General features: G+C 68.6%; 19 protein-coding genes and 2 pseudogenes. 6 read left to right on the top strand and 15 right to left on the bottom strand.

Translation table 11 applies throughout. The features are described 5' to 3' along the window. The first annotated feature begins 44 nt into the window (after positions 1 to 44). Positions 45 to 1,070, top strand: a complete 1,026-nt coding sequence (locus tag E1182_RS07770; protein ID WP_132262468.1) for a helix-turn-helix transcriptional regulator — start codon at positions 45 to 47, stop codon at positions 1,068 to 1,070. Here E1182_RS07770 and E1182_RS07775 read toward each other — a convergent pair. The 12 genes and pseudogenes from E1182_RS07775 to E1182_RS07815 all read right to left on the bottom strand — a co-directional run bounded on the left by E1182_RS07775 (position 1,056) and on the right by E1182_RS07815 (position 11,131). Beyond that, positions 1,056 to 1,829, bottom strand: coding sequence for a hypothetical protein (locus E1182_RS07775; protein ID WP_371687523.1), 774 nt, complete (start codon positions 1,827 to 1,829; stop codon positions 1,056 to 1,058). The genes E1182_RS07770 and E1182_RS07775 overlap by 15 nt on opposite strands. A gap of 613 nt (positions 1,830 to 2,442) precedes the next feature. After that, the gene (locus E1182_RS07780) at positions 2,443 to 2,979 is read right to left on the bottom strand and encodes a DUF5994 family protein (RefSeq protein ID WP_132262470.1); all 537 of its coding nucleotides are present in this window, start codon (positions 2,977 to 2,979) and stop codon (positions 2,443 to 2,445) included. Between the two features lie 114 nt (positions 2,980 to 3,093). Continuing rightward, positions 3,094 to 3,327, bottom strand: a complete 234-nt coding sequence (locus E1182_RS07785; RefSeq protein ID WP_132262472.1) for a lipopolysaccharide assembly LapA domain-containing protein — start codon at positions 3,325 to 3,327, stop codon at positions 3,094 to 3,096. Positions 3,328 to 3,684: 357 nt separating this feature from the next. Continuing rightward, positions 3,685 to 3,945 carry a hypothetical protein gene (locus E1182_RS07790; protein WP_132262474.1) on the bottom strand — a complete coding sequence of 87 codons (261 nt, stop codon included), beginning with the start codon at positions 3,943 to 3,945 and terminating at the stop codon, positions 3,685 to 3,687. Between the two features lie 219 nt (positions 3,946 to 4,164). Next, positions 4,165 to 5,061, bottom strand: a complete 897-nt coding sequence (locus E1182_RS07795; protein ID WP_243706085.1) for a YihY/virulence factor BrkB family protein — start codon at positions 5,059 to 5,061, stop codon at positions 4,165 to 4,167. 215 nt (positions 5,062 to 5,276) lie between these two features. Beyond that, positions 5,277 to 6,632 (bottom strand): AI-2E family transporter, encoded by a 1,356-nt coding sequence (locus E1182_RS07800; RefSeq protein ID WP_243706086.1) that lies wholly within the window; start codon positions 6,630 to 6,632, stop codon positions 5,277 to 5,279. Positions 6,633 to 7,052: 420 nt separating this feature from the next. Beyond that, positions 7,053 to 7,199, bottom strand: coding sequence for a hypothetical protein (locus E1182_RS30950; protein ID WP_165942546.1), 147 nt, complete (start codon positions 7,197 to 7,199; stop codon positions 7,053 to 7,055). 1 nt (position 7,200) lies between these two features. Then, positions 7,201 to 7,539, bottom strand: a pseudogene (locus tag E1182_RS32925) (DUF5994 family protein); the annotation flags it as partial. Between the two features lie 1,101 nt (positions 7,540 to 8,640). After that, a complete protein-coding gene (locus tag E1182_RS32005; protein WP_243706093.1) occupies positions 8,641 to 9,111 on the bottom strand; it encodes a hypothetical protein in 471 nt (156 codons plus the stop codon). A gap of 127 nt (positions 9,112 to 9,238) precedes the next feature. Beyond that, a pseudogene (locus E1182_RS32010) lies at positions 9,239 to 9,587 on the bottom strand (cation:proton antiporter); the annotation flags it as partial. Beyond that, positions 9,584 to 9,940, bottom strand: a complete 357-nt coding sequence (locus E1182_RS32015; RefSeq protein ID WP_243706087.1) for a hypothetical protein — start codon at positions 9,938 to 9,940, stop codon at positions 9,584 to 9,586. The pseudogene E1182_RS32010 and the gene E1182_RS32015, both read right to left, overlap by 4 nt. Before the next feature lie 171 nt (positions 9,941 to 10,111). Next, entirely contained in the window at positions 10,112 to 11,131 is a 1,020-nt protein-coding gene (locus E1182_RS07815) for an acyl-CoA desaturase (protein ID WP_243706092.1), read from the bottom strand. A 126-nt stretch (positions 11,132 to 11,257) separates the two neighbouring features. Here E1182_RS07815 and E1182_RS07820 point away from each other — a divergent pair, with 126 nt between their 5' ends. The 3 genes from E1182_RS07820 to E1182_RS07830 all read left to right on the top strand — a co-directional run bounded on the left by E1182_RS07820 (position 11,258) and on the right by E1182_RS07830 (position 14,764). Next, positions 11,258 to 12,559 (top strand): sensor histidine kinase, encoded by a 1,302-nt coding sequence (locus E1182_RS07820; RefSeq protein WP_132262494.1) that lies wholly within the window; start codon positions 11,258 to 11,260, stop codon positions 12,557 to 12,559. Then, complete coding sequence (locus E1182_RS07825) at positions 12,511 to 13,146, top strand: response regulator transcription factor (RefSeq protein WP_132262480.1); 636 nt, start codon at positions 12,511 to 12,513, stop codon at positions 13,144 to 13,146. Before E1182_RS07820 ends, E1182_RS07825 begins: the two co-directional genes overlap by 49 nt. Positions 13,147 to 13,486: 340 nt before the next feature. After that, positions 13,487 to 14,764: a PP2C family protein-serine/threonine phosphatase gene (locus tag E1182_RS07830; RefSeq protein WP_243706088.1), complete on the top strand. Its 1,278-nt coding sequence runs from the start codon at positions 13,487 to 13,489 to the stop codon at positions 14,762 to 14,764. A 120-nt stretch (positions 14,765 to 14,884) separates the two neighbouring features. Here E1182_RS07830 and E1182_RS07835 read toward each other — a convergent pair whose 3' ends face one another. The 3 genes from E1182_RS07835 to E1182_RS07845 form a co-directional block, all read right to left on the bottom strand. Next, positions 14,885 to 15,748, bottom strand: a complete 864-nt coding sequence (locus E1182_RS07835; protein ID WP_132262482.1) for an IS5 family transposase — start codon at positions 15,746 to 15,748, stop codon at positions 14,885 to 14,887. A gap of 348 nt (positions 15,749 to 16,096) precedes the next feature. Then, the gene (locus tag E1182_RS07840; protein WP_132262484.1) at positions 16,097 to 19,378 is read right to left on the bottom strand and encodes a discoidin domain-containing protein; all 3,282 of its coding nucleotides are present in this window, start codon (positions 19,376 to 19,378) and stop codon (positions 16,097 to 16,099) included. After that, positions 19,375 to 20,817 (bottom strand): glycoside hydrolase family 43 protein, encoded by a 1,443-nt coding sequence (locus E1182_RS07845; RefSeq protein WP_132262486.1) that lies wholly within the window; start codon positions 20,815 to 20,817, stop codon positions 19,375 to 19,377. Before E1182_RS07845 ends, E1182_RS07840 begins: the two co-directional genes overlap by 4 nt. A 441-nt stretch (positions 20,818 to 21,258) precedes the next feature. Here E1182_RS07845 and E1182_RS07850 point away from each other — a divergent pair, with 441 nt between their 5' ends. Further along, on the top strand, positions 21,259 to 22,281 hold the full coding sequence (locus tag E1182_RS07850; RefSeq protein WP_132262488.1) for a LacI family DNA-binding transcriptional regulator: 1,023 nt from the start codon (positions 21,259 to 21,261) through the stop codon (positions 22,279 to 22,281). A 445-nt stretch (positions 22,282 to 22,726) separates the two neighbouring features. Then, positions 22,727 to 23,183: cellulose-binding domain-containing protein (locus tag E1182_RS07855; RefSeq protein ID WP_207921311.1), on the top strand; the 457-nt coding region annotated here is incomplete at its 3' end.

The following is a 23,183-nucleotide window of genomic DNA, read 5'->3' on the forward strand; positions in this document are numbered from 1 at the left end:
GCAGGGCCAGGCTAACGGCGGCCTAGCTGAGCGATGATATGACCATGGCAGCCGTGACCGACCTCGGACAGTTTCTGCGCGCCCGTCGCGCCCGCCTGGACCCCGCCGAGTTGGGGCTGGCCTCGTTCGGGCGCCGCCGCGTCCCGGGCCTTCGCCGCGAGGAACTGGCTCAACTCGCCGGGGTCAGCGTCGACTACTACACCCGGATGGAACAGAGCCGGGTTCGTGCCGTCTCCACCGACGTCCTCGACGCCGTGGCCCGCGCCTTGCGCCTGGACGAGGATGAAAAAGCCCACCTGCACCACCTGGCCGCTCACCGCACCCGGAGCCGACCGCCGGCACCGCCGCAGCGGGTCCGCCCAGCCTTGCGCTGGCTGCTGGAGTCGTTGACCACCACTCCGGCGTTGGTGCTCGGCCGGCGAATGGACATCTTGGCCTGGAACCCACTGGGCGCCGCATTGTTCGTGGATTTCGCTGCGGTGCCCGCCCCGCACCGCAACCTCCTGCGGTTGATGTTCCTGGACGAGTCCTTCCGCGATCTGCTGCCCAACTGGGAGGAATGCGTCCGCGAAAACGTCGCGTACCTGCGGATGGACGCCGGCCACCATCCCGACGACCCGCAACTGGCGGCACTGGTCGGGGAACTGTCGGTCAAAAGTGACCAGTTCCGCCGCTGGTGGGCCGAACACCCCGTGCGCCGCAAGACCTCGGGACTGAAACAGTTCTGCCATCCACTGCTCGGCCCCATGGAACTCGCCGCCGAGACACTACGGCTCTCCGATGACCCCAGCCAAGCGCTCGTGACCTACACCGCGCAACCGGGCACGCCCTCCGCAGACGCGCTACTCATCCTCGCCCTCGCAGCGCCAACACACCTCAACCCGCGACCAGCGCCGCTCGAAGACCCTGAGCGAGTCCTGCCGCCAGAACAACCAGTCGACGCGAGGCGAGTCCGGCCTGAAATTGGGCCGCTGTCCCGACGGGCGAGCCGTCATGGCCGGGCCGGGCCACCGGCGGTGGCCGCCGGCAGTTCGGACGACGGCCTGCGGGGCCCGTCAACGCGGTGGTGAGACGTACAGTCCGGTCTTGCACCCCATTTCGCCTGGCTCCAGCCATATCCGGTCGTACCCGGGTGACTCGATGGCTCCGCTCGGAGCCCTCACCAGGAGGATGCGGTTACGCTCGGCGGGTACGCCCACCGCGGCGACGAGGGCGCCCTCGTGGGTGACCGTGTCGACGGTGATGTGCTTCTCGGGAAATGCCGCCCGCACCGTGCGTGCGAGCGTGTCGGGTGTGGCGGTGCGCAGCGCCGCGGCGAGCCGTTCGCGCCCGTTGTCCGGCAGCCTCGGAATCGGCGAGGCGGTGGGCACTGCGGGAGTGGCTATCGCCGGGCAGTCGATTTCGTGATACGACGTGTAGCGAGAGAACTCGAGCAGATAGCGGTAGCATCGCGTGGCCTGACCGGCAGAGTTGCCGAGGTCGCCGAAGGAAACCCCTGGCTGCTCGGCCACCGTCACAACGAACCGGACGTCGATGGTAGCCTGCTCACTTCCGGCGGTTCGACCTGACCAGCCCAACGGCTCACGTCGGACGGTCGAGCCGCTAGCCTTCACCTCTTTGGAGATCTCGGTCGCGGCGATGTACTCGGCGTCCCGAACCCGGTTGCGGTAACCGAGGTCGTCATCGAGGAGCGCCGCTTCGTTGGCTGCGATGTCCTGCGCCAGCGAGTCGCCATCGCGGTAATCTGAGCATCCGGTCAGTACCAGGCAGGCCACCGTCACCGCCACGCCGGTCAAAGGCGGGGCCCCGAGGCGTTGACGATCCAGCACCCAGTCGTACGCGACCCACTGGCCCCCCCACGTTTCTGCCTTCGGAGCTACGGCCGTACCAGACGGAGATCAGGGACGCCTGGCTCCGCCGTTCCTCCGCCGCCCGTTCGCGCCTGTCCTGTTCGCCGCGGGCGTCGTGCCCGGATTCGACCTTGTAGACCCGATAGCCGACGATCGACGCCACCAGCACGAGGATGACGGTGGCGACGCTAGCGACTGCGGAGATCCATGTCGCGAGGTCGCCAAGCTGCCACGGCCGCGCCAGGTAGACCAACGTGTCGAGGGGTAGGGGCACGATGGCAAGGCTAAGACTCCGTCGCTACTCCGCCCTCGTGGCTCAGCTGACTGACGTCACCTTGGTTGGCAGCGCGGCAGAATTGGCAATCCTTCCCCCCTCCCCACAGGAGTACAGATGGTCGCCCTTCGATCCCGTCGCCTGGAGTCGGTCTTCGGCACGGCGCTGGACGCCCTCATGGCCCGCCACATCCACGATCTAGTCCCCTCCTGCGCCCAGGAATCGGTTGACCTGGACTTCAAGACCACGCCATCCCCAGCCGCGTCGTCGATCTTCACTGCGCCCACCGGACCGCCTGAACCCCTCAATTACCAGGCTCTAAGGCACCCTGGGTGCGACGGCCAGGTGGCCGCCTTCGCCCTCCCATGAGTCCTGGGCAGCATGATCGGCCCCGGCAGGAGCCGGTATGCCGACGGTGTGCAGGATGTCTTGTGCGTGGACGCGGTTGTCGCTGGACGCGGCCATGGCCAGGGCCGCGTCGGCGGTGCGTTTCGCGGTGCCCGGCGGTACGACAAGCAGATCGACTCGATCGCTGTCCTCGACCAGCGCGGTGAGCAGGCTGGCGGGTTGGCTGGTGAAGTAGCCGAGGCGAAGGAGCCGGCCGGCCACGCTTAGCCGGCGGGGGTGGTCGGTCCAGCCGGCGGAGTTGAGGACCAGCCGGGTGATTGGTCCGTGCAGCCGGTCGATCGCCAAGATCAGGCCGGGCAGCTCGGCGACGGGATCGGTCGAACGGGGCCACCATCCGCCGTCCAAAAGGGTGCGGCGCGACCCGGTGGGCTGCATCCGCAGGCGAGGCGTAGACGGCGGCGTTGGCGAGATTGCAGTCATGCGGTGGGACGTACCGTTGAGCGTCATATCCCTCTCCCTCCCGTCTCGTCGCCCTGGGGTTACCAGTTTTTGACGTCAGGCAGGGGTTGGCGTGCGCGATCGCGATAGGTACCGAGCCGCCCTGGGCGGCGCGGGAGCGGGTCAGCGTTGGCGGCGCAGTTGGGTGATCCGGGCGGCGCCGACCGCCATGGTCAGCAGGGCCGCGCCGACACCGGCGATCAGCAGCCCCAGCGCCAGTGGCAAGCTCCCGTGCATCCACAGGAAGCTCACCTCGGCGCTGCGCGTGTTCTGCAGCATGAAGACGATCAACACCACGGCCAGCAACGTGGCCGTACAGATGCCGACCCAGGCGGCACCGGTGCGGGTGTGGGGCATCCGTCTGGCGGTCAGGGCATGGGCGGAGCGGTCGTGGGCCGTTGCGGTGCAGTGGTGGCCCGGTCCGCACGTTCGCGGTGCGTGTGGTGAGACATGACGTCCCCTACGGGTTGGCCGGGGTCAGGCACCTCAAGACGGGATGTCGCTTCCGGTATGTCCATCGTACGCCTGTTCGGCCGGAACTGCTTCTCGGCGGTCTCGCCGACCGCGGTCAATGCCGTTTCCGGCAGGAACACCGCCGGTTCCGGCGCCGAAACACGCGGTGGTGAACGGCAGCTGTTGCAAGTCTCGCAGCGGCATCAGCGGGTCCTCGGCACTCGGTACGCGACCGCACCGTGATGCTGGTCCGTACCGCCGTTACAGATACTGGCCGGTCGTCTCGCTGTCCTGCCTGGCCACCCGGACGGCTACCACGTTGGCGAGGTTGACGATGACGGCATTCTCGGTTGCCTCCCGGTTGTACCTGGCACGGGTCAGGACCAGACTGCGCCGCTTGTCCAATGCCTTGGCGATCACCCCAAGCGCCTCGTCGGGGCCGGTGAAATCGGTGGTCAGCACGGAGACGTCCTCACCGCCTACCGGGTGAAACCGAATGATCAGTTCGACATTCTCAGCCACGCTCGACTCCTTCCGGGAGGCGTATCGCACGTCGAGCCCTCGCTCCGGCTCGCGAGCACCGGCCTGCCACCGGCCGTTGCCCAACCTGTACCCGGGGGACGTCGCGGATTCCACATCCCACTCTCGCTCACTGAGCCAGCTGCCGGCGGCGAGTAGGACCAGGCTTGCGGGTAGCGGCCCGCTGGCGCTGCCGTTGCCCGCGCTCGCGCCGGCCGCCCCCTAACCCGGACTCCGGTGATCAACGGTTTGTTCGCGCGCCGACCCGGTATCGGGGACGGTGGTTGGTTCCGCCGTGGCAATGTCCTGATCGCTGGGCGTCCTTGGCAATTTGCCTCCTAGGGCGAGGTCGGTGACATCGCCGATGGTGGCGGTAGCGGTGAGCGCCGCCGCGAACAGAACGAGCTGGTTGACGACACTGAGCGACACCAGCAGCCCAACCGTGCCCGCGACCACGTGATAGGTCGGGTTGGCCTCGATGCGCTGCACGAAGAAGCCACCGACGGTCTTGAGCAGCTCCAGCCCGATCGCGACGAGCAGCGCCGGTAACGCGACCCGGCGCGGCGGCATCCGCAGCCGCGGCAACCCGGTCAGCACGGCGATCGACAGCAAGGTGTTCACTGCGACGCCGACCACGAGGCCGACCACGGCGAGCAACCCGCGGGTCAGGGCGGCGTCCGCGCCGGTGGTGTCGATCAGTCGGCTGGCCAACGCGGTTGTCGTGAACGCTGTCGCCAGGGACACGACCAGCAGGAGGCCGAGCCCGGTCAACACGAGCAGGTCGATCAGCAGGCGGACGATGAAGGTGCCGGGATACTCGGGCAGACGCCAGACCTTGCGGATCGAGGAGCGCAGCGCGTTTACCCAGAACCAGCCGGTGACCGGCAGGCCGAGGAACGCGATCACCCCGGCGGCGCCGCGCGCGGTGCGTAGCGCCTGCACGTCGAGGTTGGGCAGGTTCTGGTCAAGGTAGCGCTGCACCGAACGTTGCACGGCGGGATGGTCGAGCACGAACCCGAAGAGTGCGAAGCCGAGCAGGGCCAGCGCGAACGTGGCGAAGAACGCGTAGTAGGTCACCGCCGCGGCGAGCCGACCGCCGTCGGCCTCGGCGTAGCGCACCGCGGCCCGGGCCAGGTGGTCCAGCCAACCGTGCCGGCGGCGGGCCCGCCACCACATCGCGGCACCCCGCTGTCGCCTGCTCCCGACCGTCACGCCGCTTGCCGTACCCGACGGCGGTCCCGGTCACGCACGGCACGCCACCAAACCACGCCAGGTTTGACGTCCGTCCGGCGTGCGCCGCCCGGCGGGCATGTGCCGGCCGCGCCTTATCCGGCTCATGCGCCATCTACCGGCGTGACCGGCGTCCCTGGGGCGGGACCGACAGAGGTGGCAACCGGCGGCGTTTCCCCTTCCGTAGGCTCGTCGGCCGGCCGCGCGATCTGCGCGCCTTCGCGCTGGTTCTCGTCGACCGGTCGGGTTCCCGGCGGTTCCCGGTCAGGAGTGGGCTCGCCCTGCGGGTGCTCACTGAGGTAGCGCACGGCCGTGTTGGCCACGGCAAGCAGTGGAACGGCCACGAGCGCGCCGACGATGCCAGCGACAACGAGCCCGGTGGCGATGGCGAGGATGACAGCGAGCGGATGCAGGGCGACAGCACGGCCCATGATGAGCGGCTGCAGGACATGGCCCTCCAGCTGTTGCACGCCGATGACGACAGCCAGAACGATGAGCGCGCTGACCGGGCCCTGGGTGACCAGCGCTACCAGGACCGCGACCGTGCCGGACAGGGTGGCGCCGATGACCGGGATGAACGCCCCCAGGAACACCAGCCCCGCCAGCGGCAGTGCGAGCGGGACACGCAGCACCGCCAAACCAATGCCGATACCGACGGCATCGACGAACGCGACGAGCACCGTGGCGCGGACGTACGACCCAAGGGTGTGCCAGGAGTAGTGGCCGGCCCGGGCCACCGGGACGCGAGCCGCGCGCGGCAACATCCGGCACAGGAACCGCCAGATCTGCGCCCCGTCACGCAGGAAGAAGAACAGGGTGAACAGCACCAGGAAGAACCCGGCGACCACCTCGCCCAACGTCGTGGCGGTGCTCAACGCGCCGGACGTGATCGCCCCCTGGTTCTCGGACACCTGCTGCTGCAGCCGTTCGAGCGCGGCGCTGAGCTGCGCCTGGGAGATGCCCAGCGGGCCGCGCGAAAGCCGCGCCTGTATCTCCTCCACCCCTTCACGGACCTGCACGGACAGGTCACCGAACTGGGAGACGACCGTCCCGACGATCAGACCCAGACCGGCTGACACGGCCGCCAACCCACCCACGAGCACCATGCCGGCAGCCAGCGACCGGTTGACTCCCCGGTTCCGCAACCCCCGAACCGCCGGCTCGAACAGGGCGGCGAGCAGCAACGCCACCACCACCGGGATGACCACGATACGCAAGAACCCGATCAGTCTGATCAGCAGATAGGCGGTAGCCACGAACAAGATCAACCGCCACGCCCACGCACCGGCGATCCGCACACCGCGGGGAATGCCGTCGTCCACGCTCGGTGCCGCCTCCGCGACGACCACCGGCCTTGTCGACTCACCCGACGGGAAGTCAGCCCGAAACGGCGGCAGCGAGCCGCCCTGCCGCGCGGCCGCCACACGCGCCCGCGCCCGCTCACGCAGCTGCTCGGCCAAACGCCGGATCACGGGCTTGGCTCCGACTCGCGGTACAAGCGCACAGTGCGCTGACGCAACTCGTCGGGGTACTTCTTCAGGACTGCCACAGAACGTCCTCCCCACGGTCATCAGACCATGATCAGAAGACTCCGGAGAAGCGGGCGGAACCCAGCGTGGAGACCGTGCGCAACTACCTGGCCAGCGCCATGACCAAGTTGGGCGCTTCGAACCGCATCACCGCCATCCGAAGCGCCCAGCAGACGGGCTGGAGCTAACCGCGCGCAACCGCCAGCTCCTTGACAGCCTCTCGGGCGAGCTGCCCGGAGTCGTCGGCGAGCAACTGAGCCGCGGGCGCCGCCCGGCTGAGCCTCGCTCAGCTCAGATCGAGGGGCCAGAAAGCGATCCGATGCCCGCCACCGGCTGCCCTTGGTACCGCGATCACCGCTTCCGGTTGAACCTGTTGGCCAGTTCGCGGAGCTTGCGCTGGGTCTGCGGCTTGGCCATCTCCTGCCGTCCCCGCGTGACCATACGCCGCCCCCGAGGGCCGGCCAGGAATGCCTTGATCCGCTGCACCATCGATGTCATCTCATGCCTCATTTCTGTCGTTTCGTGTCCTCGGTGCGGCGCCCCATTGGGTGGGCCGTCTGAAGCAACCTCCCGTCCGCTGGCGCGGCGCCGGCTGGCACCTGAGCACCCCGGGCGGTTGGTCCGTCGGCGGACCACCCTTCTGAGCCGTGTGCGGCGCAACACCGAGCGAACTTGTGTTGCGGAGCCGCCCCATGGGGTACCAGCCGAGGCGAATGGTTCGGCCGTTGACGGTAATGTGGCGCTGGTGGGGCAGATCCCAGTCGGTGGCGTTCAACCGCACGTGGGTGATGGGTCTTCGGCGGCTGTCCAGCGCCGCGATCAGCGTCGGAAGTTCAGCGTTGGCGTCACTTCTTGCGCCGCCAGTCCCCGTCGAGCAGCGTCGCGCGTGATGATGTTGGTTCCAGCTTCATTCGTGGTGGCGCTGTCCCGCCCACGGTACGAGGTTTGGTGACGGGCGCAGTGGGTGGTTCCTTCCCAGTCGGTGGGCCGGCTCGTCGGGTGCTCCGGCGAGCCGGCGCAGGCCGGGCGCGGTCGACGGCTCGGGCGTAACGAGCCACAAGGAGCCCTGCGGTTCGGCTACGCCGCAGCTCAGCGGCGGCGTGAAAGCCGGCGAGGTTGGCGATTGATTGCGGTCCATGCGGTCGCGACCCTGGTGGACGCCAGCTGGGAGCTCAACGACCGCCGGAGTGGATTGGAGCCATGGAGATCCGTCGGCTGACGGGCGTGGCGGGGTGCAGAGCAGCCGTGACGTCTCTTGAACGGGAGCCGGTATGGCGGGCACCTCGGGCGGGATGTCGTCGATTCCGGGATATCCCTATCCTACTCCTGTTTGACCCCTCCGGACGAGTTCACGGTCGACCGATATCGCAAGGGGGCCGCTGCTGTCGTCACCGTCCGAGGTAGGCGACGTGCGGCACCGTTGGATCTTCGCTCTTAAGCGCTAATACGTGCGAATGGCGTGCCGTCTCGCGCGCTCGCCGGCGCAACGGCTGCAACGCCGCCAGCTGATCAGGTGGGCAGCGCCTGTCGCCTTCCTCCGGAGCCGGTGTGGTGGGCCCCGTGCTGCAGCCGACCGATGCCGGATGCCCTGACCGTACGCCGATTCTGACGAGCAGGAGGCCGGAGTCGACGGCGGGCCGGCCGGGTCATGGCGCAGGCCGTTCGGGAGGGTAGTCCTTCTTCTGTGTTTAGTTCGCGTTCGAGCACGCGCATGCCTGCATCGGGTAACCGGCGTGCGTCGCGTCAGCGCAGCAGCTCCTCGCGGCGGGCGTCGATCGTGGCCCGGCGGACGCGCAGTGCCGTTAGTGCGGTGACACGGGCATTGCGGCGGAATCGGCGTTGCGCAGCAGGTCCAGGCGGCTCTGGTAGCGGCTCAACTGGGCGCGCAGGTACCCGCGCATTCCCTCGACGGCCTGTACATCGACGTCCTCGCGATCGACTATTTCGTCGAGCGGGCAAGGGCCGCCTCGACGGATGCCGACCGTGCCTCGTTACGCAGACGCGACTGATCCGTCTCGGCGGCGCGCAGACCCAGCGTGCGGATCAGGGGCGCGAAGGTGAGTCCCTGTCCGAGCAGGGTGACGAGTACGACGGCGAAGGCGCAGAACAGCAGCAGGTCACGTACCGGGAAGGGAGCCCCGGTGTCGGTGACCAGCGGGATGGTGAAGATGGCGGCGAGGCTGATGACGCCGCAGGTTGCGGACCAGCTCAGCGCGACAACCTCGCGTCCGGTGGCCGCTGGGCCTGGCGCCGCTGACGGGCCCGAGGAGAGGGCGGCGTTGGCGGGCTCCGTGCCTCCGAGGCGGGTGTGTAGTGACCGGGGCAGCGACTGGGTGAGCAGCAGCCACAGCGGGCGGAGCAGCAGCACCACCCCCACGGTGACCGCGACCGCGGCGATGACCGTGGACATGTCGTACTGCTCGAATCCCCGTACGCCAGACTGCGCTGGTCTGCAACCGGCTTTCGCCCGACGCCCAGCGCGGCGCGTCGTGTCCGATGGTCAACCCTGCCACGACGGCGGCCAGTACGCCGGAGACGTGTACCTTCTCGGCGCACAGGTAGGCGACGAGCGGTGTGGCCAGCGAGATGGCGTTGGCAGTCAGCCGGGTCCTTGGCTCGGTGCCGCAGCAGGCGCACGCCGTAAGCGACCGTGACGCCGGTGACGATCCCGCCAACAGCGGTGAGCAGGAACTGCCCGAGCGCCGAGGTGGCGGAGAACCCGCCGCCCGTGGCGGTGGCGACGGCCGCGCTCAGTATGGTGAGGGCAGTGGCGTCGTTGAGTAGCCCTTCTCCCTGAATCAGAGTGACCAGCCTGACGGGCAGGCCCGCCTTGCGGGCCAGCGCGAGCGCCGCCACCGGATCGGGTGGCGCGACGACCGCGCTCATCGCGATGCCGGGGCGAGGGTGGCGCCTTCGACGAACCAGGCGAAGCCGAGGCCGACCGCCGATGCGGTGAGCAGGACCAGCGCCACGGAGGGCTGACCACGGTGCGCAGGTTGCGGCGGATGGTGAGCAGGGATGGGTCCCAGCGCCGCGCTGTACAGCAGCGGTGGCGGCACGAACGTCCGCACGAACTCGGGGTTCAGCACGACGGTCGGGCCGGGCAGAACCGCGTAGCCGATGCCGGCGACTGTCAGCAGGGCCGCGGCTGGCAGACCGGTTCGCTCGGCGGCCCACCGGACCGCCACCACCACGGCAACCGCGCCCAGCACGAACAGCAATGTCGCCTCGACATCCACTCTGCCAGCCTCCAGCCATGGGTTGCGTGACCGTCCGGGGGCCTGCGTCCAAGATCAGAGGGCAAGTTTCGGGCTGCATGCTGCGCAATCCTGCGTGGGCTGCTTGCAGCCCGGCCGCGATCCGGCCAGGGGAGGGCCCCTTCTTGGTTTAGTTCAGTCGGTGAGGCTGGCTCAGCGCGCTGCGTGTTCGGCGCGGGCTGGTGCGCCTACCTGGTGCAGGTGTTGCAGGGCTTGGCGGTAGGAGGTGACGAGGCTGGTCTGTTCGTACGCGACGCCGATTTCAGTGCAGTATGCCTGCACGATCGGCTGGGCCTTACGCAGGTTGGGCGTCGGCATGCCGGGGAACAGGTGGTGCTCGATCTGGTAGTTGAGGCCGCCCAGCGCCGCGTCGGTCAGCCAGCCACCACGGACGTTGCGGGAGGTCAGCACCTGCTTGCGCAGGTAGTCCTCGTCGCCGGTCGGGTGCGGCATGCCCTTGTGGTTGGGTGCGAATGTCATGCCGAGGTAGACGCCGAACAGCGCCTGGTGCACCAGCAGGAAGGCGATGGCCTGCGGTGGCGACAGGACGATCAGCAGTGCGGAGAGGTAGCCGACGGCGTGCAGGATCAGCAGGGTGCATTCAAGGCGGTGTCGCTTCACCGTGCCATTGCGCAAGGCCTTGATGCTGGAGACTTTCAGGTCGGCGGCGAGCAGAGCGAGCAGCGGGAAGAACAGCGCGGCCTGGTGCCGGGTGATGAAGCCTTTCAGCCCGCGCCGGCCGAGGGCCGACTTCGTGGCCCAGATCAGCACCTCCGGTGCGACGTCCGGGTCGAGGTCGTCGTGGTTGGGGTTGTTGTGGTGACGGGTGTGCTTGTCCATCCACCAGCCGTAGCTCATCCCGACGCAGAGGTTTCCGGCGAGCCGTCCGGCGACTTCGCCGGGGCGTTTGGTGCGGAACACCTGGCGATGGGCCAGATCGTGCGCCACGAGCGCGACCTGGGTGAACGTGACGGCCAGGAACGCGGCCGTCACCAACTGCCACCAGGACGAGCCGATGAGGAAGAACGCGGTCCAACCGCCAAGAAGCATGAGCGTGACGACGCTCAGCCGTGCGAGGTAGTAGGCGGGCCGGCGCTGCATCAGCCCCTCGCCGCTGATCCGGCGGGACAGCACGGCGAAGTCGCTGCCCGTCGTTGTCCTCAACGGTGCCATGGTTATTGTCATGCTTCTATCAAACCGCCAGGGGCATGCATCGTCAGGAGTGCTACGTCCTACGGCCCGGTGGTGCTAGCACCACCATTGAACCGCCCGCCAGCGGGCACTATATGACCTGTGGAGATGCCCGAGGCCGGTGCACGGCTGCCCCGATGGGGTCGGCGTGGTGCGCGCTCCGTGCTGGGCGGCATGGCCGCGATCGGGCTGGCCTTCACCAACCTGCCGCTGCTCACCGCGTCGGTTGTCGCGTTGGCCCTGACGCCGGTGCCGTTCCTCGGTTTAGCGCTGGTTCCGTGGACGATGACGCTGGTCCGCAAGCGGGCCGATCTCGAGCGCAGACGTGCTTCACGAACCGGCGTCCTGGTGACCCGCCCGTACCACCCGCCCCCGGAACGGGCCATGGCCGACGGCTGGCAGCGCTTCCGGTGGACCGTGACGGACCCGGCCACCTGGCGTGACCTCGCCTGGCTCCTGCCCGGCGCGATCGTCGGGTTCACACTCGGGACGATCGCTGTCGTCGTGCCCCTGTACGGCCTCGCGGGTCTGACGCTGACGCCGCTGTGGATCTGGCACGCCACCGGCTGGTACCACTACGGCGCCATCTGGTCCATCGATACGGCGCCCGCCGGCCTGCTCTGCCTACCGCAAGGCGCCGTCATCCTTGCGGCTGGCCTGTGGGCGGCGCCGTGGCTGCGCCGCGTCGATGCTCTCTTCGCCCGGCTCTTCCTCGCGCCGACCAGGGCCGCTGAGCTCCGGCTACGCGTCACGCAGCTGACCCTCACGCGCGCCGACACGGTGGACGCCCAAGCGGCCGAGTTGCGCCGCATCGAACGCGACCTGCACGATGGCGTCCAGGCCCGCCTCGTCTCGCTGAGCATGGTCATCGGCCTGGCCGACGCACTCATCGACCGGAACCCGGCCGAGGCCCACAAGCTGCTCGCCGAGGCCCGTGAGTCCAGCGGTACGGCGCTGGTCGAGCTGCGGCACCTCGTCCGCGGCATCCACCCACCGGTGCTGGCCGAACGTGGACTCGGCGGCGCGGTCCGTGCGTTGGCGCTCAGCCTGCCGGTCCCGATTACGGTCGACATCGACCTGCCGGGACGGCCCGACACACCTGTGGAGTCCGCGGCGTACTTCGCCGTCGCTGAGGCGCTGACCAACATGATCCGGCACAGCCGTGCCCACACCGGGTCGGTGTCCGTGCGGCACGGGGACGGCGCGCTGACCGTTGTGGTCACCGACGACGGCGCAGGAGGCGCCGACCCCGCCGCCGGCACCGGTCTGCGCGGTATCGAACGCCGCCTCGCCGCGTTCGATGGCACCATGGCGCTGTCGAGCCCGCCCGGGGGACCCACCGTCATCACCATGGAGTTGCCGTGCGCGTTGTCATCGCCGAGGACCATGCCCTCCTCCGAGACGGACTGACCCGGCTCCTGCAGGCCTTCGACTTCGACGTCGTCGCAGCCGTCGACAACGGACCGGCCCTGCTGCCCGCCCTGATCACGCACAAGCCCCGGGTGGCGATCATCGATGTCCGCCTCCCCCCGACATTCACCGACGAAGGTCTGCAAGCCGCGATCGCGGCCCGAACCCAGGTGCCTGGCCTGCCGATCCTTATGCTCTCCCAGCACGTCGAGCCCCTGTACGCCCGCGAACTGCTCAGCACCCCGCACGGCGGTGTGGGCTACCTCCTCAAGGACCGTGTGTCCGACGTCGGCGAGTTCGTCGACGCCGTCCGCCGGGTCGCCGACGGCGGCACCGCCATGGACCCTGAGGTGATCTCCCAACTACTCGTCCGCCGGGAGCCACTGGCGGTACTCACCGCCCGGGAACGGGAGCTGCTCGGCGTCATGGCTGAAGGCCGCTCCAACGCCGCCATCGCGGCCAAGCTCCGCATCACCGAGAAAGCCGTGAGCAAGCACATCAACAACATCCTCACCAAACTGGACATGCCACCCTCCGACGACGACAACCGCCGCGTCCTCGCCGTCCTGGCATACCTCAACGCCTGACCGGCTGGAACGGAGGGACAACGATCATCGATGCTCAAAGACCCGCAACCATGCACGAGGTCGTAAAGGATGTCTCGTAACTCGGTGAGGCGTTACCGAACGTTGACCCGCCGACCGGTAGCCTCGTCAAAATGGGCATCCAGTTCGACGTCGAGCGCCGACCCAAGAACGGTCGGGTGATCCCGGCGAGGAGCCCACCCGGCCCGACGAGGGACGCGCGGACGGCAAACCAGCACGCGTCGGGTCTTCGACGTGACGCCGAGGCTCGTCACCTCAGACCATGATCAGCGACGTGGCTCCGTGCCGCAGCTTTGACCTGCTGCCGTTTATGCTGCGCCGGGTGAGCGACATCGAGATGAACGGCGTGGATCTCAACGAGGTTCTGCTAGCGGTGGAGAAAGCCGCCCCGGTCGACGCCGTCGAGGCGGTGACGCGCAGCGTCGGGGTGAACCTCGGCGCGCTGTGGGTGTCGTTCCTCGTGGCCGACATGAGCGGGCGCGCCCTGGTGCGCCTGGTCCACGTCCCTATCGGTGACATGCCCGACGGACGCCGGCAGGACCAGGACCTGGCAGTGGTGCTGCCCTTCGACGGCGGTCCGCAGGAGCAGGCGCTGCGCACACAACAGGTTCTGGTCGAGCACGCCGGTGATCATCACGTGGTGCGGGCGCCGGTCACCCAGCGCGGCGAGGCCATCGGGCTGTTGGAGATCGCCGTGCCTGCCGCACCGACCGACGCGGTCGCGCAGCAGGTGTCGCGTGCCGCGCACACGTTGGCGTTCGTGGTCATCGCCAACCGGCGCCACACCGACCTCTTCGAGTGGGGGCAGCGGACCACGGCGTTCACACTCGCCGCGGAGATCCAACGGCGGCTGCTGCCCTCCTCGTTCACCTGTGAAGCCGACTCGTTCACCCTGGCGGGATGGCTGGAGCCGGCCGCCAGCATCGGCGGCGACACCTTCGACTACAGCCTGGCCCGCGACCTGCTGCACCTGAGCATCACCGACGCGGTGGGCCACGGTGTGCACAGCGCACTCACCGCGACCCTGTGCGTCGGCGGACTCCGTAACGCACGGCGCAGCGGCGGCACCCTGCTCGAACAGGCGCAGGCCGCGCACGAGGCGCTCGTCGCCAACGCCGCGGCCGGTTCGCCCTTCGCCACGGGGCTGCTCGGCCGGTTGGACCTGTCCACGGGGATCCTCGCCGTCGTCAACGCCGGACACCCCGCACCGCTGTTGGTGCGCGACCGAGCGGTGCAGCCAGTGGTCCTACCCATCAATCGGCCTTTCGGGGTACGACCTGCCGCGCCCTACCGGGCTGCCGAGGTCGAGTTGCAGGCCGGCGACCGGTTCGTACTGCTCACCGACGGCATGCTCGAACGAGGCGCCGCCGCCCTTGACCTGCCCGCACGGCTGCTGCACCTGAGCGCGCTGCACCCCCGGGAGGTCGTCCGGCTCCTCGGCGATCTCGTCCTCGAAGTCGCCGGACCTGTCCTACCCGATGACGCCTGCCTGCTCGTCCTCGACTGGCACGGCGGGCACGGCGACACCCGCCGCACCGCGGCCGGCGCCGACCACCACCGGGCCAGCAAATCCCTACCGCCGATAGCCAGCAGGCGGTGATGGCCGCTTCGTTCAGCCCGGCCGCGGGTGTCGGCGCGGGGATGGGGGCGTGCGGCTTCGGGTCGTCGTACGTGCGTCAGGTGCTGGGCAAGCCGTTGACTGTTTTAGAGGACGTCTGATTCACGTATTTTGCGTGCGTTGTAGTTTTGGAGGTTCTCGCCAGGTTGGGGTGCTTTCGGCGGTGAGGCGTTTGGCGAGATTGTCGATCATAGCGATGGTGATCATGCTGGCGGAGTTGTCGGGTCGGGCTTCATAGTCGCGGACGAGTCGGCGGTGGTGCATGAGCCAGCCGAGGGTGCGTTCGACGACCCATCGGCGTTTGACCACGCTGAAGCCTTTGACCTGCGGGTCTTTGGTGACGATCTCGACGTCGACGCCGAGTGCGGCGCCGTGTTCGACGAGGCGGTTTTTGAAGCCGGCGTCGACCCAGGTCTTGGTGAGGGTGGGGTGGGCGGTGGTCGCTTGGTCGAGCAGGTCCATGCCGATGGTGTTGTCGCTGGCGCTGGCGGCGGTGACGATGACGGCGAGGAGCAGGCCGAGGGTGTCGGTGATGATGCCGCGTTTGCGTCCGACGATCTTTTTCCCGGCGTCGGTGCCCTGGGTGGACAGTGGAACGTTGGTGGAGGTCTTCACGCTCTGGCTGTCCATGATGGAGGCGGTGGGTGTGATGGTGCGGCCGTGGTGGTCGCGGACGAGGCCGGTGAGCTGGTAGTTGAGTTCGGTGAAGATGCCTTCTTTGCTCCAGGCGGCGAAGTAGCCGTAGACGGTCCGATACGGCGGGAAGTCGTGGGGCAGGTAGCGCCAGGCGATGCCGGTGCGGTTGACGTACAGGATCGCGTTGAAGATGTCGCGCAGGTCGTGGGTGGGGGCGCGTCCGCTGACGCCGGCGTCGGTGCGGGCCTGTCGCCAGGCGGTCAGGCGGGGTGCGATCAGAGCCCAGCGGGCGTCGGACAGGTCGGACGGGTAGGGTCGCCGTGCGGTCATGCAGCAGGCGTACGGTGTCGGGGCCTCGACCTGGCGGACGTCATGTCCGTCGATGTGGATATGAAAGTGAACCAGACACGATCCCGGGGCGATATGCGCTGAACCCGGGCAGGTCTACGTCCGCCGATATGTTCTCTTTCTGGGTCGGGCCGGACATCTCGCGCTACCGAGGTCGAGGCGCGAATCGGCCATTACCGGCCCGAAGATGATGCAAACGTCCAGTTAGAGGACGTCTCATCCTGATTCACGGTACGACGTGTGACCTCAGTCAATGCTCGGATGCTGGGCGTTCGCGGCAGGGTTTGCACCAGTGACGGGACCGGCCGCCGCGCCCGGCGCCCGGTGCGCTCAGCCGGTCGCCTTGACCTCCAGCAGCCCTACCGAGGCGGCGTTACCCTGCAACACCACCCGCAGTCGGGACGTGTTCACGGCGGAGAACGTCAGTCGGTTGTACTGGTTGAGCCCAATCGGATACCCGCTGGCCCCGGGCACGTCGGCGTAGGCGCTGCCGGTCCAGTACTGCAGCCGCCACGAGGCCGGCAACCGCACGCCCCCGTTGTCGTCGAAGAAGTACACCTCCGCCGCGCGCAGGGTCTGCGGGGACGACCAGGTCAGCTCCGCCCACTGCTCCCCCGCGTTCGGCCAGGTCCCCCACCGCGGGTTCACCGTGTCGTTCGACGACGGCGGGTCGATACCGTCGTTGAGTGCCGCCACCGACTCCCACGGTGAGGTGTACGACGCCGAGGGCGTCGCCGAGCCGGCCAGGTTCTCCGACGGCGGCGGGTTGCCCCCGCGGGCGTACAGCTTGACCTCGGTCAGACCGGTATGGAACCCGGACGCGTGGGTCAGTTGCACCCGGATGCGCTGGGTGGTGACCGCAGTGAAGCGAACCCGGTTGTAGTTGGCCCGCGGCACCGTCGGGCTCAGGACCTGTCGCGCAGCGGTAGCCCAGGCACTGCCGTTCCAGTACTGGACGGTGTACGACGCCGGCGCCCGGTAGCGGCTACCGGCACGGTCGTCGCGGAAGTACAGCCACACGTCGTCGACGGTCCGGGACTGGCCGAAGTTGACCTCGTACCAGTCGGTGGCGTTCGGCGAGCCGAAGCTCCCCCAGATCGGTGCGTTGGTGGGAAATCCGTCGGTCGCGGCGCCGGTGGAGGTGCCCGAGGCGGTGTACGACGCCGACGTCGTCGCGCCCTGGGCGAGGTTGGGCGTGGTCGAGGCCAGGTCGACACCGGCCTTGGCGAACGTGCCGACCATCCGGGCGCTGGTGTGGCTGACGTCCTGCGGCAGCTGCAGTCCGGAGAAAGCCGCGCTGAAGGTGGTCGTACCGCCCGCCGGCAGGGTGACCGCGCCGGTGGCCGGGTCGTAGAGCACCCTGGTCAGTCGGTCCACGGTGGCGACCCGGTTCCCGTTGAGGTATATGGAGTAGCCCTGCGGGACTCCGGAATACCGGGTGACACCGTCGGCCGGGTCGTCCCACACCACGCTGAGGTTGGCGTTGCGGTAGCGCAGGTTGTTGACCGCGAAGTGGGACCAGCCGATGGGGATCGGATGCAGTTCGATCGTGTTGTCGGTGCGGGGCCGCAGGCCGGCCACGTCCTCGACAACCGTCCAGTTGCTGCTGCCGAGGATGTTGTGGTGGATCCAAGACCGGTAGGTGATCGACGAGCCGTTCCAGTTGGACCAGAACTCGTTGGCGTCCGGCCACTGGGTGTTGCCGTTGATGTACTGCGCCCAGGCGTTCCAGTAGAGCAGCTTCTTGTAGTGCTCCGCGGTCATCCACTGGTTGGGGTAGTTGCGCAGTACCGAGGAGTAGAGCCGGAACTGCACCGTCGAATTGATGGTGGAGAAGTTGTTGCTGCCGGGGTTGCCGGCGGCGGCCGCGGCGGCCTTGTCCCGTTGGTTGGCGGTGTAGAACGGGAAGATCGGATACTCGGCCGGGTCGTCGAACAGCCGGAGGGCTTCCCGGTACGTGGCGGTGTTCGGCATCAGCCCGACGGCGTACGGATAGTAGTTGTTAATCTCCTTCCACGGCACGTGGGTGTTGGTGGCCACGTGACGGTGCTCGAGCAGGCGTCGGCCCGGGTTCCACAGCACGTTGACGATGCCGTCGCGGATCCGGTTGGCCAGGGACTGCATTTCGGTGGCCTTGGCCGTGTTGCCGATCAGCGTGTACGCCTGGGCGGCAGCCAGCGCGTTGCTGTAGACGTACGCTCCCTCGGCGCGGTCGAGGTTGCCGGAGCGCCAGTGGAAGGACACCGCGTCGGCATCGTTACCGGTCATCGCTCCCCAGTCGTACTCGATCACCCCGTTGTTGTTCGTGTCGTAGGTGGCAAGCTGGCCCTTGACGTCCGACTCGGCGTAGCGGGCGAGGTTGTGCAGCATCGCCGGCTGCCCACCGTGCAGCTGGTACGCCCGCCAGGCGGCCTCGGAGAGGTACTGGGTGTAGCTGTTCGACCAGTTCTCCGGGTCCCCGGGATTGTCCATGTACCGACCGTTGGCAGACGACTGCCCGACGGACAGCCAGGGCCCGTACGAGTAGATCGGGTTGCGTAGGTACTTCAGGTCGTCGACGTGCATCGGTTGGGTCAGCACGATGGCGTTGTTGTACCCGGTCACCCCTTCGATGGAGGTGGGGAACTGGAAGTCCTGGCCGGGGATGTCGACGTCGAGGTGGTTGAAGCGCATCAGCCACCAGCGGTAGTAGATGTTCTTCTTGATGGCCGGGTCCGGCACGTCGATGTAGGGCACGTTCTCCGCCCACCAGCGGTTGTACTCACGCACGTGGGTGGCGAACGCGTTCGCCGGGTTGGCGTCGCGGTAGCTGGCGTACTCGGTCAGCGACTCGGGGATCTCGTCGGTGACGAAACCCATCTGCACCTTGGTGGTGATGCTCTGGCCCGCGCCGAGGCTGACTGAGCGGTTGAGGCCGCCGCTGCTGACCGTGAACCCGTCGCCGGACAACCGCGGCCGGATGGTGGTCAGGTTGTTCTTCACCTGCCGGCTGCCGGTCAGCTCGCCGCCGCTGCCCGAGGTGGCGTACGGCGAGGTGACCCGCAGCTGCGCGGTGCTGCTGGCCGAGCCGGTGTTGGTCACGGTCAGGTTGGTCACCGCCACGTTCTGGTGGGTGATGAACTTCGTGACATCGATTCGCAGGCCGCTGCCGGTGTGCACGCTGCGCCAGTGGCTGGGGGCCTGCCAGCGCTGCGCCACCTGCTCGGTCAGGGTGCCGGTGCTGGTGGTGATGGTGTAGGCGTTCTGGCTGCTGATGTTGTCCCAGTAGGCGGTGTTGCCGCCGAAGCCGATCACCGACGGGTTGTGGGTGTACATGAACAGCCCACGGCCCCGGGTCATCAGCCAGGTGCCGGCCGGGTCGTTGCCCGGCCGGGCGAGCAGCCGGTCCATCCAGAAGTCGGTGCCGCCACTTTCGGCGTCGTAGATGGCCTGCATGGTGTTGCCGGTGGAGTAGGCCACCGGCGGCGCCGGTACGGCCGGCCCCGAGAAGGTGGGGTAGCCGATGGTCTGCTCGGCGTGCGCGGGCCCGGTGGTGACGGCCAGGGTGCCCGCCGCCAGGGTCGCCGTGAGGAGGGTGGGCAGGGTCGCGCGGAGGGGTCGACTTCTGCTCATGACTGGAACGCCATCCATTCCAGGACTCCGGTGGAGTAGCCGGCACGGGAGGTGATGCTCAGCCGCAGCCGAGTCGTGCTGACCGGACTGAACGTGGTGACGTTGTACGTGTGACCCGCGACGCCGCAGGCCGACTGGTTGGGCACCGGGACGTAGCTGTTGCCGTTCCAGTACTGCACCTGGCAGGAGGCGGGCAGGTCGATGCCCTGGTCGTCGTCGAACCAGTAGGTGGCGGCTCGGTCGATGGTGCGGGCGCTCGGCCAGCGGTACTCGATCCACTGGGTGCCCTGCTGCGGCCAGTTGCCGTAGGCCAGGTTGCTGCGGTCGGCGGAGCTGGTCGGCACGCCGCCGTTGTTGATCGCGGCGAGGCTCTCCCAGGCTGAGACGTGCGAGGTGTCGGCTGTGGCGTCGGGCGCCAGGTTGGTGCCGGCCGGTGGCTGGGTTCCGCCGCCGGGGTTGGGCGGCGGGCCGGTGGTGGTCTGTACGACCGGCTGGATGGTGCCGTCGGCGTTGAAGTACATCCGGTCCACCGCTACCGAGCGGCGGAAGTTACCGCCGCCCGGCGCGTTGGCGTTGTGGTAGACCATGTACCACTGACCGTTCAACTGCGCCACGCCGGCGTGGTTGGTGGTCGAGGAGACCTGCCCGAGCACGACGCCACGGTGCGTCCACGGGCCCATCGGATTGGTCGCGGTGGCGTAGCGCTGACAGGCGTAGCTCGACGAGGTGACGCAGCCCTGGGTGTCGTTCGCCGCGTAGATCATGTAGTAGAGACCGTTGCGCTTGAACATGAACGGGGCCTCCCAAAAGTTGGTCAGCCCCTGCGGGGTGACCACCGAGCCCACCGTGTCGATCATGTTGCTGGCCAGCCGGACCGCCCGTGGCCCCCAGTAGCCGCCCCAGTACAGGTAGGCCTGGCCGTCGTCGTCGACGAAGACGGTGGGGTCGATGTTCAACGGCGACGAGTTCGGGGTGCTGTCGCTTATCAACGGCCCTCCCTTGGCGTCGGTGAACGGGCCGAGAGGACTGTCCGCGACGGCGACCCCGATGTTCATCCAACCCGCACCGTTGCCGTTGACCGATGTGTACCAGTAGTACCGGCCGTTGCGGTATTCGACCTCGCTGGCCCAGGCATCGGCCCCCGCCCACGGGAACGTACCGATGTTCGCCCGGGCACCGTGGTGGGTCCAGTTCGCCGCGTCGGTGGAGGACAAGACGTGCCACTCGCGCATGACGAAGTTGTTGTTGCCCGGCGCGGCCTCGTCCCGGCCGGCGTAGACGTACATCGTGTTGCCGACAACGAGCGGCGCGGGGTCGGCGGTGTAGATGGAGGTGATGATGGGGTTGGCGGCCGAGGCGGGCGGGGTGAGGGTCAGGCTCGCGGCCAGCGCCGCAGCACAGCCGGCGGCCAGGACGCGGACCACGGGTCGTCGTCGCATGGGGGTCTCCTGTCAGGAGGAACCGGACGGGTGGCGCAGGGGCCGGGGAACCGAGTGCCGTTGCCAGCGGTTGCGGTGCGAGCGGTCCCGGCGGCGGCGGGCGAGAGTAGACCCGGTATCCGTCGCTCGCGGCGACAGGTGGGGTTCGCCGCGGCATCGGGCGCGATCGCGGTCGTCTGCGAGAGCGAGGGCTCCGGCCGGGGGGGGCGGCCGACAGGAGGGTGGACGACATGAATCCCTCCGAGAGATCGACATCCATCACTTCCCGCCGTTAGCGTGCAGCACGAAAACGGTTTCGGCAAGATGCCGGTGAGGTAAACTTTTACCATCCTCGATGGCTTCTCCGCCTTCCCCGCGACCACGCCGCGCACTACGCTTGCGGGCAGCGGAGGGCAGGAAGCGACTGACGGCCATCCTGAAAAAGCTTCCGAAAGGGTTTCGATGGGCCGAGGACGATCCCAGTCAGTAACCCTGAGCGACGTGGCCAACCGCGCCGGCGTCTCCGTCGCCACCGCCTCCAAAGCGCTGAACAGCCGCGCGGAGGTCGCCCCGGCCACCAGGGAACGGGTCCTGCGGGTCGCCGCCGAGCTGTCCTTCCAGCCGAACGTGCTGGCCCGCGGCCTGATCTCGGGGCGCACCCGCACGGTCGGGCTGCTCACCGACGAACTTGGCGGCCGGTTCGCCATCCCCATCCTGCTCGGCGCCGAGAACGCCCTCGGCAACGGGCAGATGTCCGTCCTGTTGCGCGACGCCCGCGGCGACGGGATCCGCCGCCAGCACTACATCCGCACCCTGCTGGCGCGCCAGGTCGACGGGTTCATCGTGGTCGGCGACAGCAACGACCTGCGCCCGTCGTTGACCCAGGACATCCCGGTCCCGGTGGTGTACGCCTACGCGGAGTCGACCGACCCGCGCGATCTGTCGATCGTCGCCGATGACGAGGGCGGCGCCCGGCTCGCCGCCGAGCACCTGGTGTCCCAGGGCCGGCGCCGGATCGGGCACCTCACCGGACCGGACACCTATCGCGCGGCCCGCGACCGGGCGGCCGGGCTGCGAACGGTGCTCGCCGAGGCGGGGCTCGCCCTCGCCTGCGACCCGCTTTACGGCGAATGGTCGCAACGGTGGGGCCGGCACGCCACCCGGCTGCTGCTGGCCGCCCGGCCGGACCTGGACGCGATCTTCTGCGGCAACGACCAGATCGCCGCCGGCACCGCCGACACGCTGCGCGACCTCGGCCGGCGGATCCCAGACGACGTGGCAATCGTCGGGTACGACAACTGGGAGTTCTTCGCCGCCGACTGCCGCCCGCCCCTGACCACCGTGGACCTCAATCTCGAACAGCTCGGCACCGCCGCGGTGAACCACCTCTTCGCCGCCCTGGACGGCAATCCCGGCACCGGCGTCATCCGGCAGCCCGGCCGCCTCGTGGTACGCGAGTCCACCGGGCCCGCACGACACCGCTGAACCTATTGGGGCGGCGAGCACGGGCGTTCGCCTGCCACCGCGCCTACGCGTCGCGAGATCGAAGGCCTTTTCCATCTTCCGATCAGCCCGACGGCGTGGTCGCTGCTGGTGATGGGGACGGCTCGGCCTACCGGGCCGTTGGCAGTGATCACCGAAAGCGGTTTCGGGTCACACCTGGACCAGCCTCCGTAACGTCCCGCCGGCCGCCACAGCTGCATCGAAACCCGACATGTCCACCTGGGGCAGCGCAGGGCAACCGTGTCACCTTTGTCTACGAAAACCATTTCGGCAAGAGGTAATGCCGAATTCCGCCGATGCTTGCGAAACCCCACCGCATGGCACTTGCCGCCGCCCCGCGCCGCACTTAGCTTGCATGGAAGCCAATCAATGCCCCCTGGGTGCTCGATGCCGGCGGACACTCGGGCCGACCACTGGAGGACCGCCCATGACATTGCCCAGAACCGGCGCGCGACTCGTGATCGCGGTGATCGCTACGCTGGCCACCGCCGGCGGCGCAGTGCTGACGACCGCCGGGGCGCAGGCTGCCGCCCCCGGCTGCCGGGTCGACTACCGGATCACCAATCAGTGGACCGGCGGCTTCGGCGCCGACGTCACAGTCACCAATCTCGGTGATCCGATCAACGGCTGGACACTGACCTGGACGTATACCGCCGGGCAGCGCATCAGCCAGGCGTGGAACGCCACCATCACCCAGAGCGGCAACCAGGTCACCGCCACCAACCTCAGCTACAACGGCGCCCTGAGCACCGGAGCGCGCACGTCGTTCGGCTTCAACGGTTCCTGGAGCGGAAACAACCCGGCGCCAACCTCGTTCGCCGTCAACGGTGTGACGTGCACCGGCGCGCCGGGTACGCCGGCACCGACCACCCCGGCACCCACCC

It is taken from the genome of Micromonospora sp. KC721, from assembly GCF_004348355.1.
Taxonomy (GTDB): domain Bacteria; phylum Actinomycetota; class Actinomycetes; order Mycobacteriales; family Micromonosporaceae; genus Micromonospora.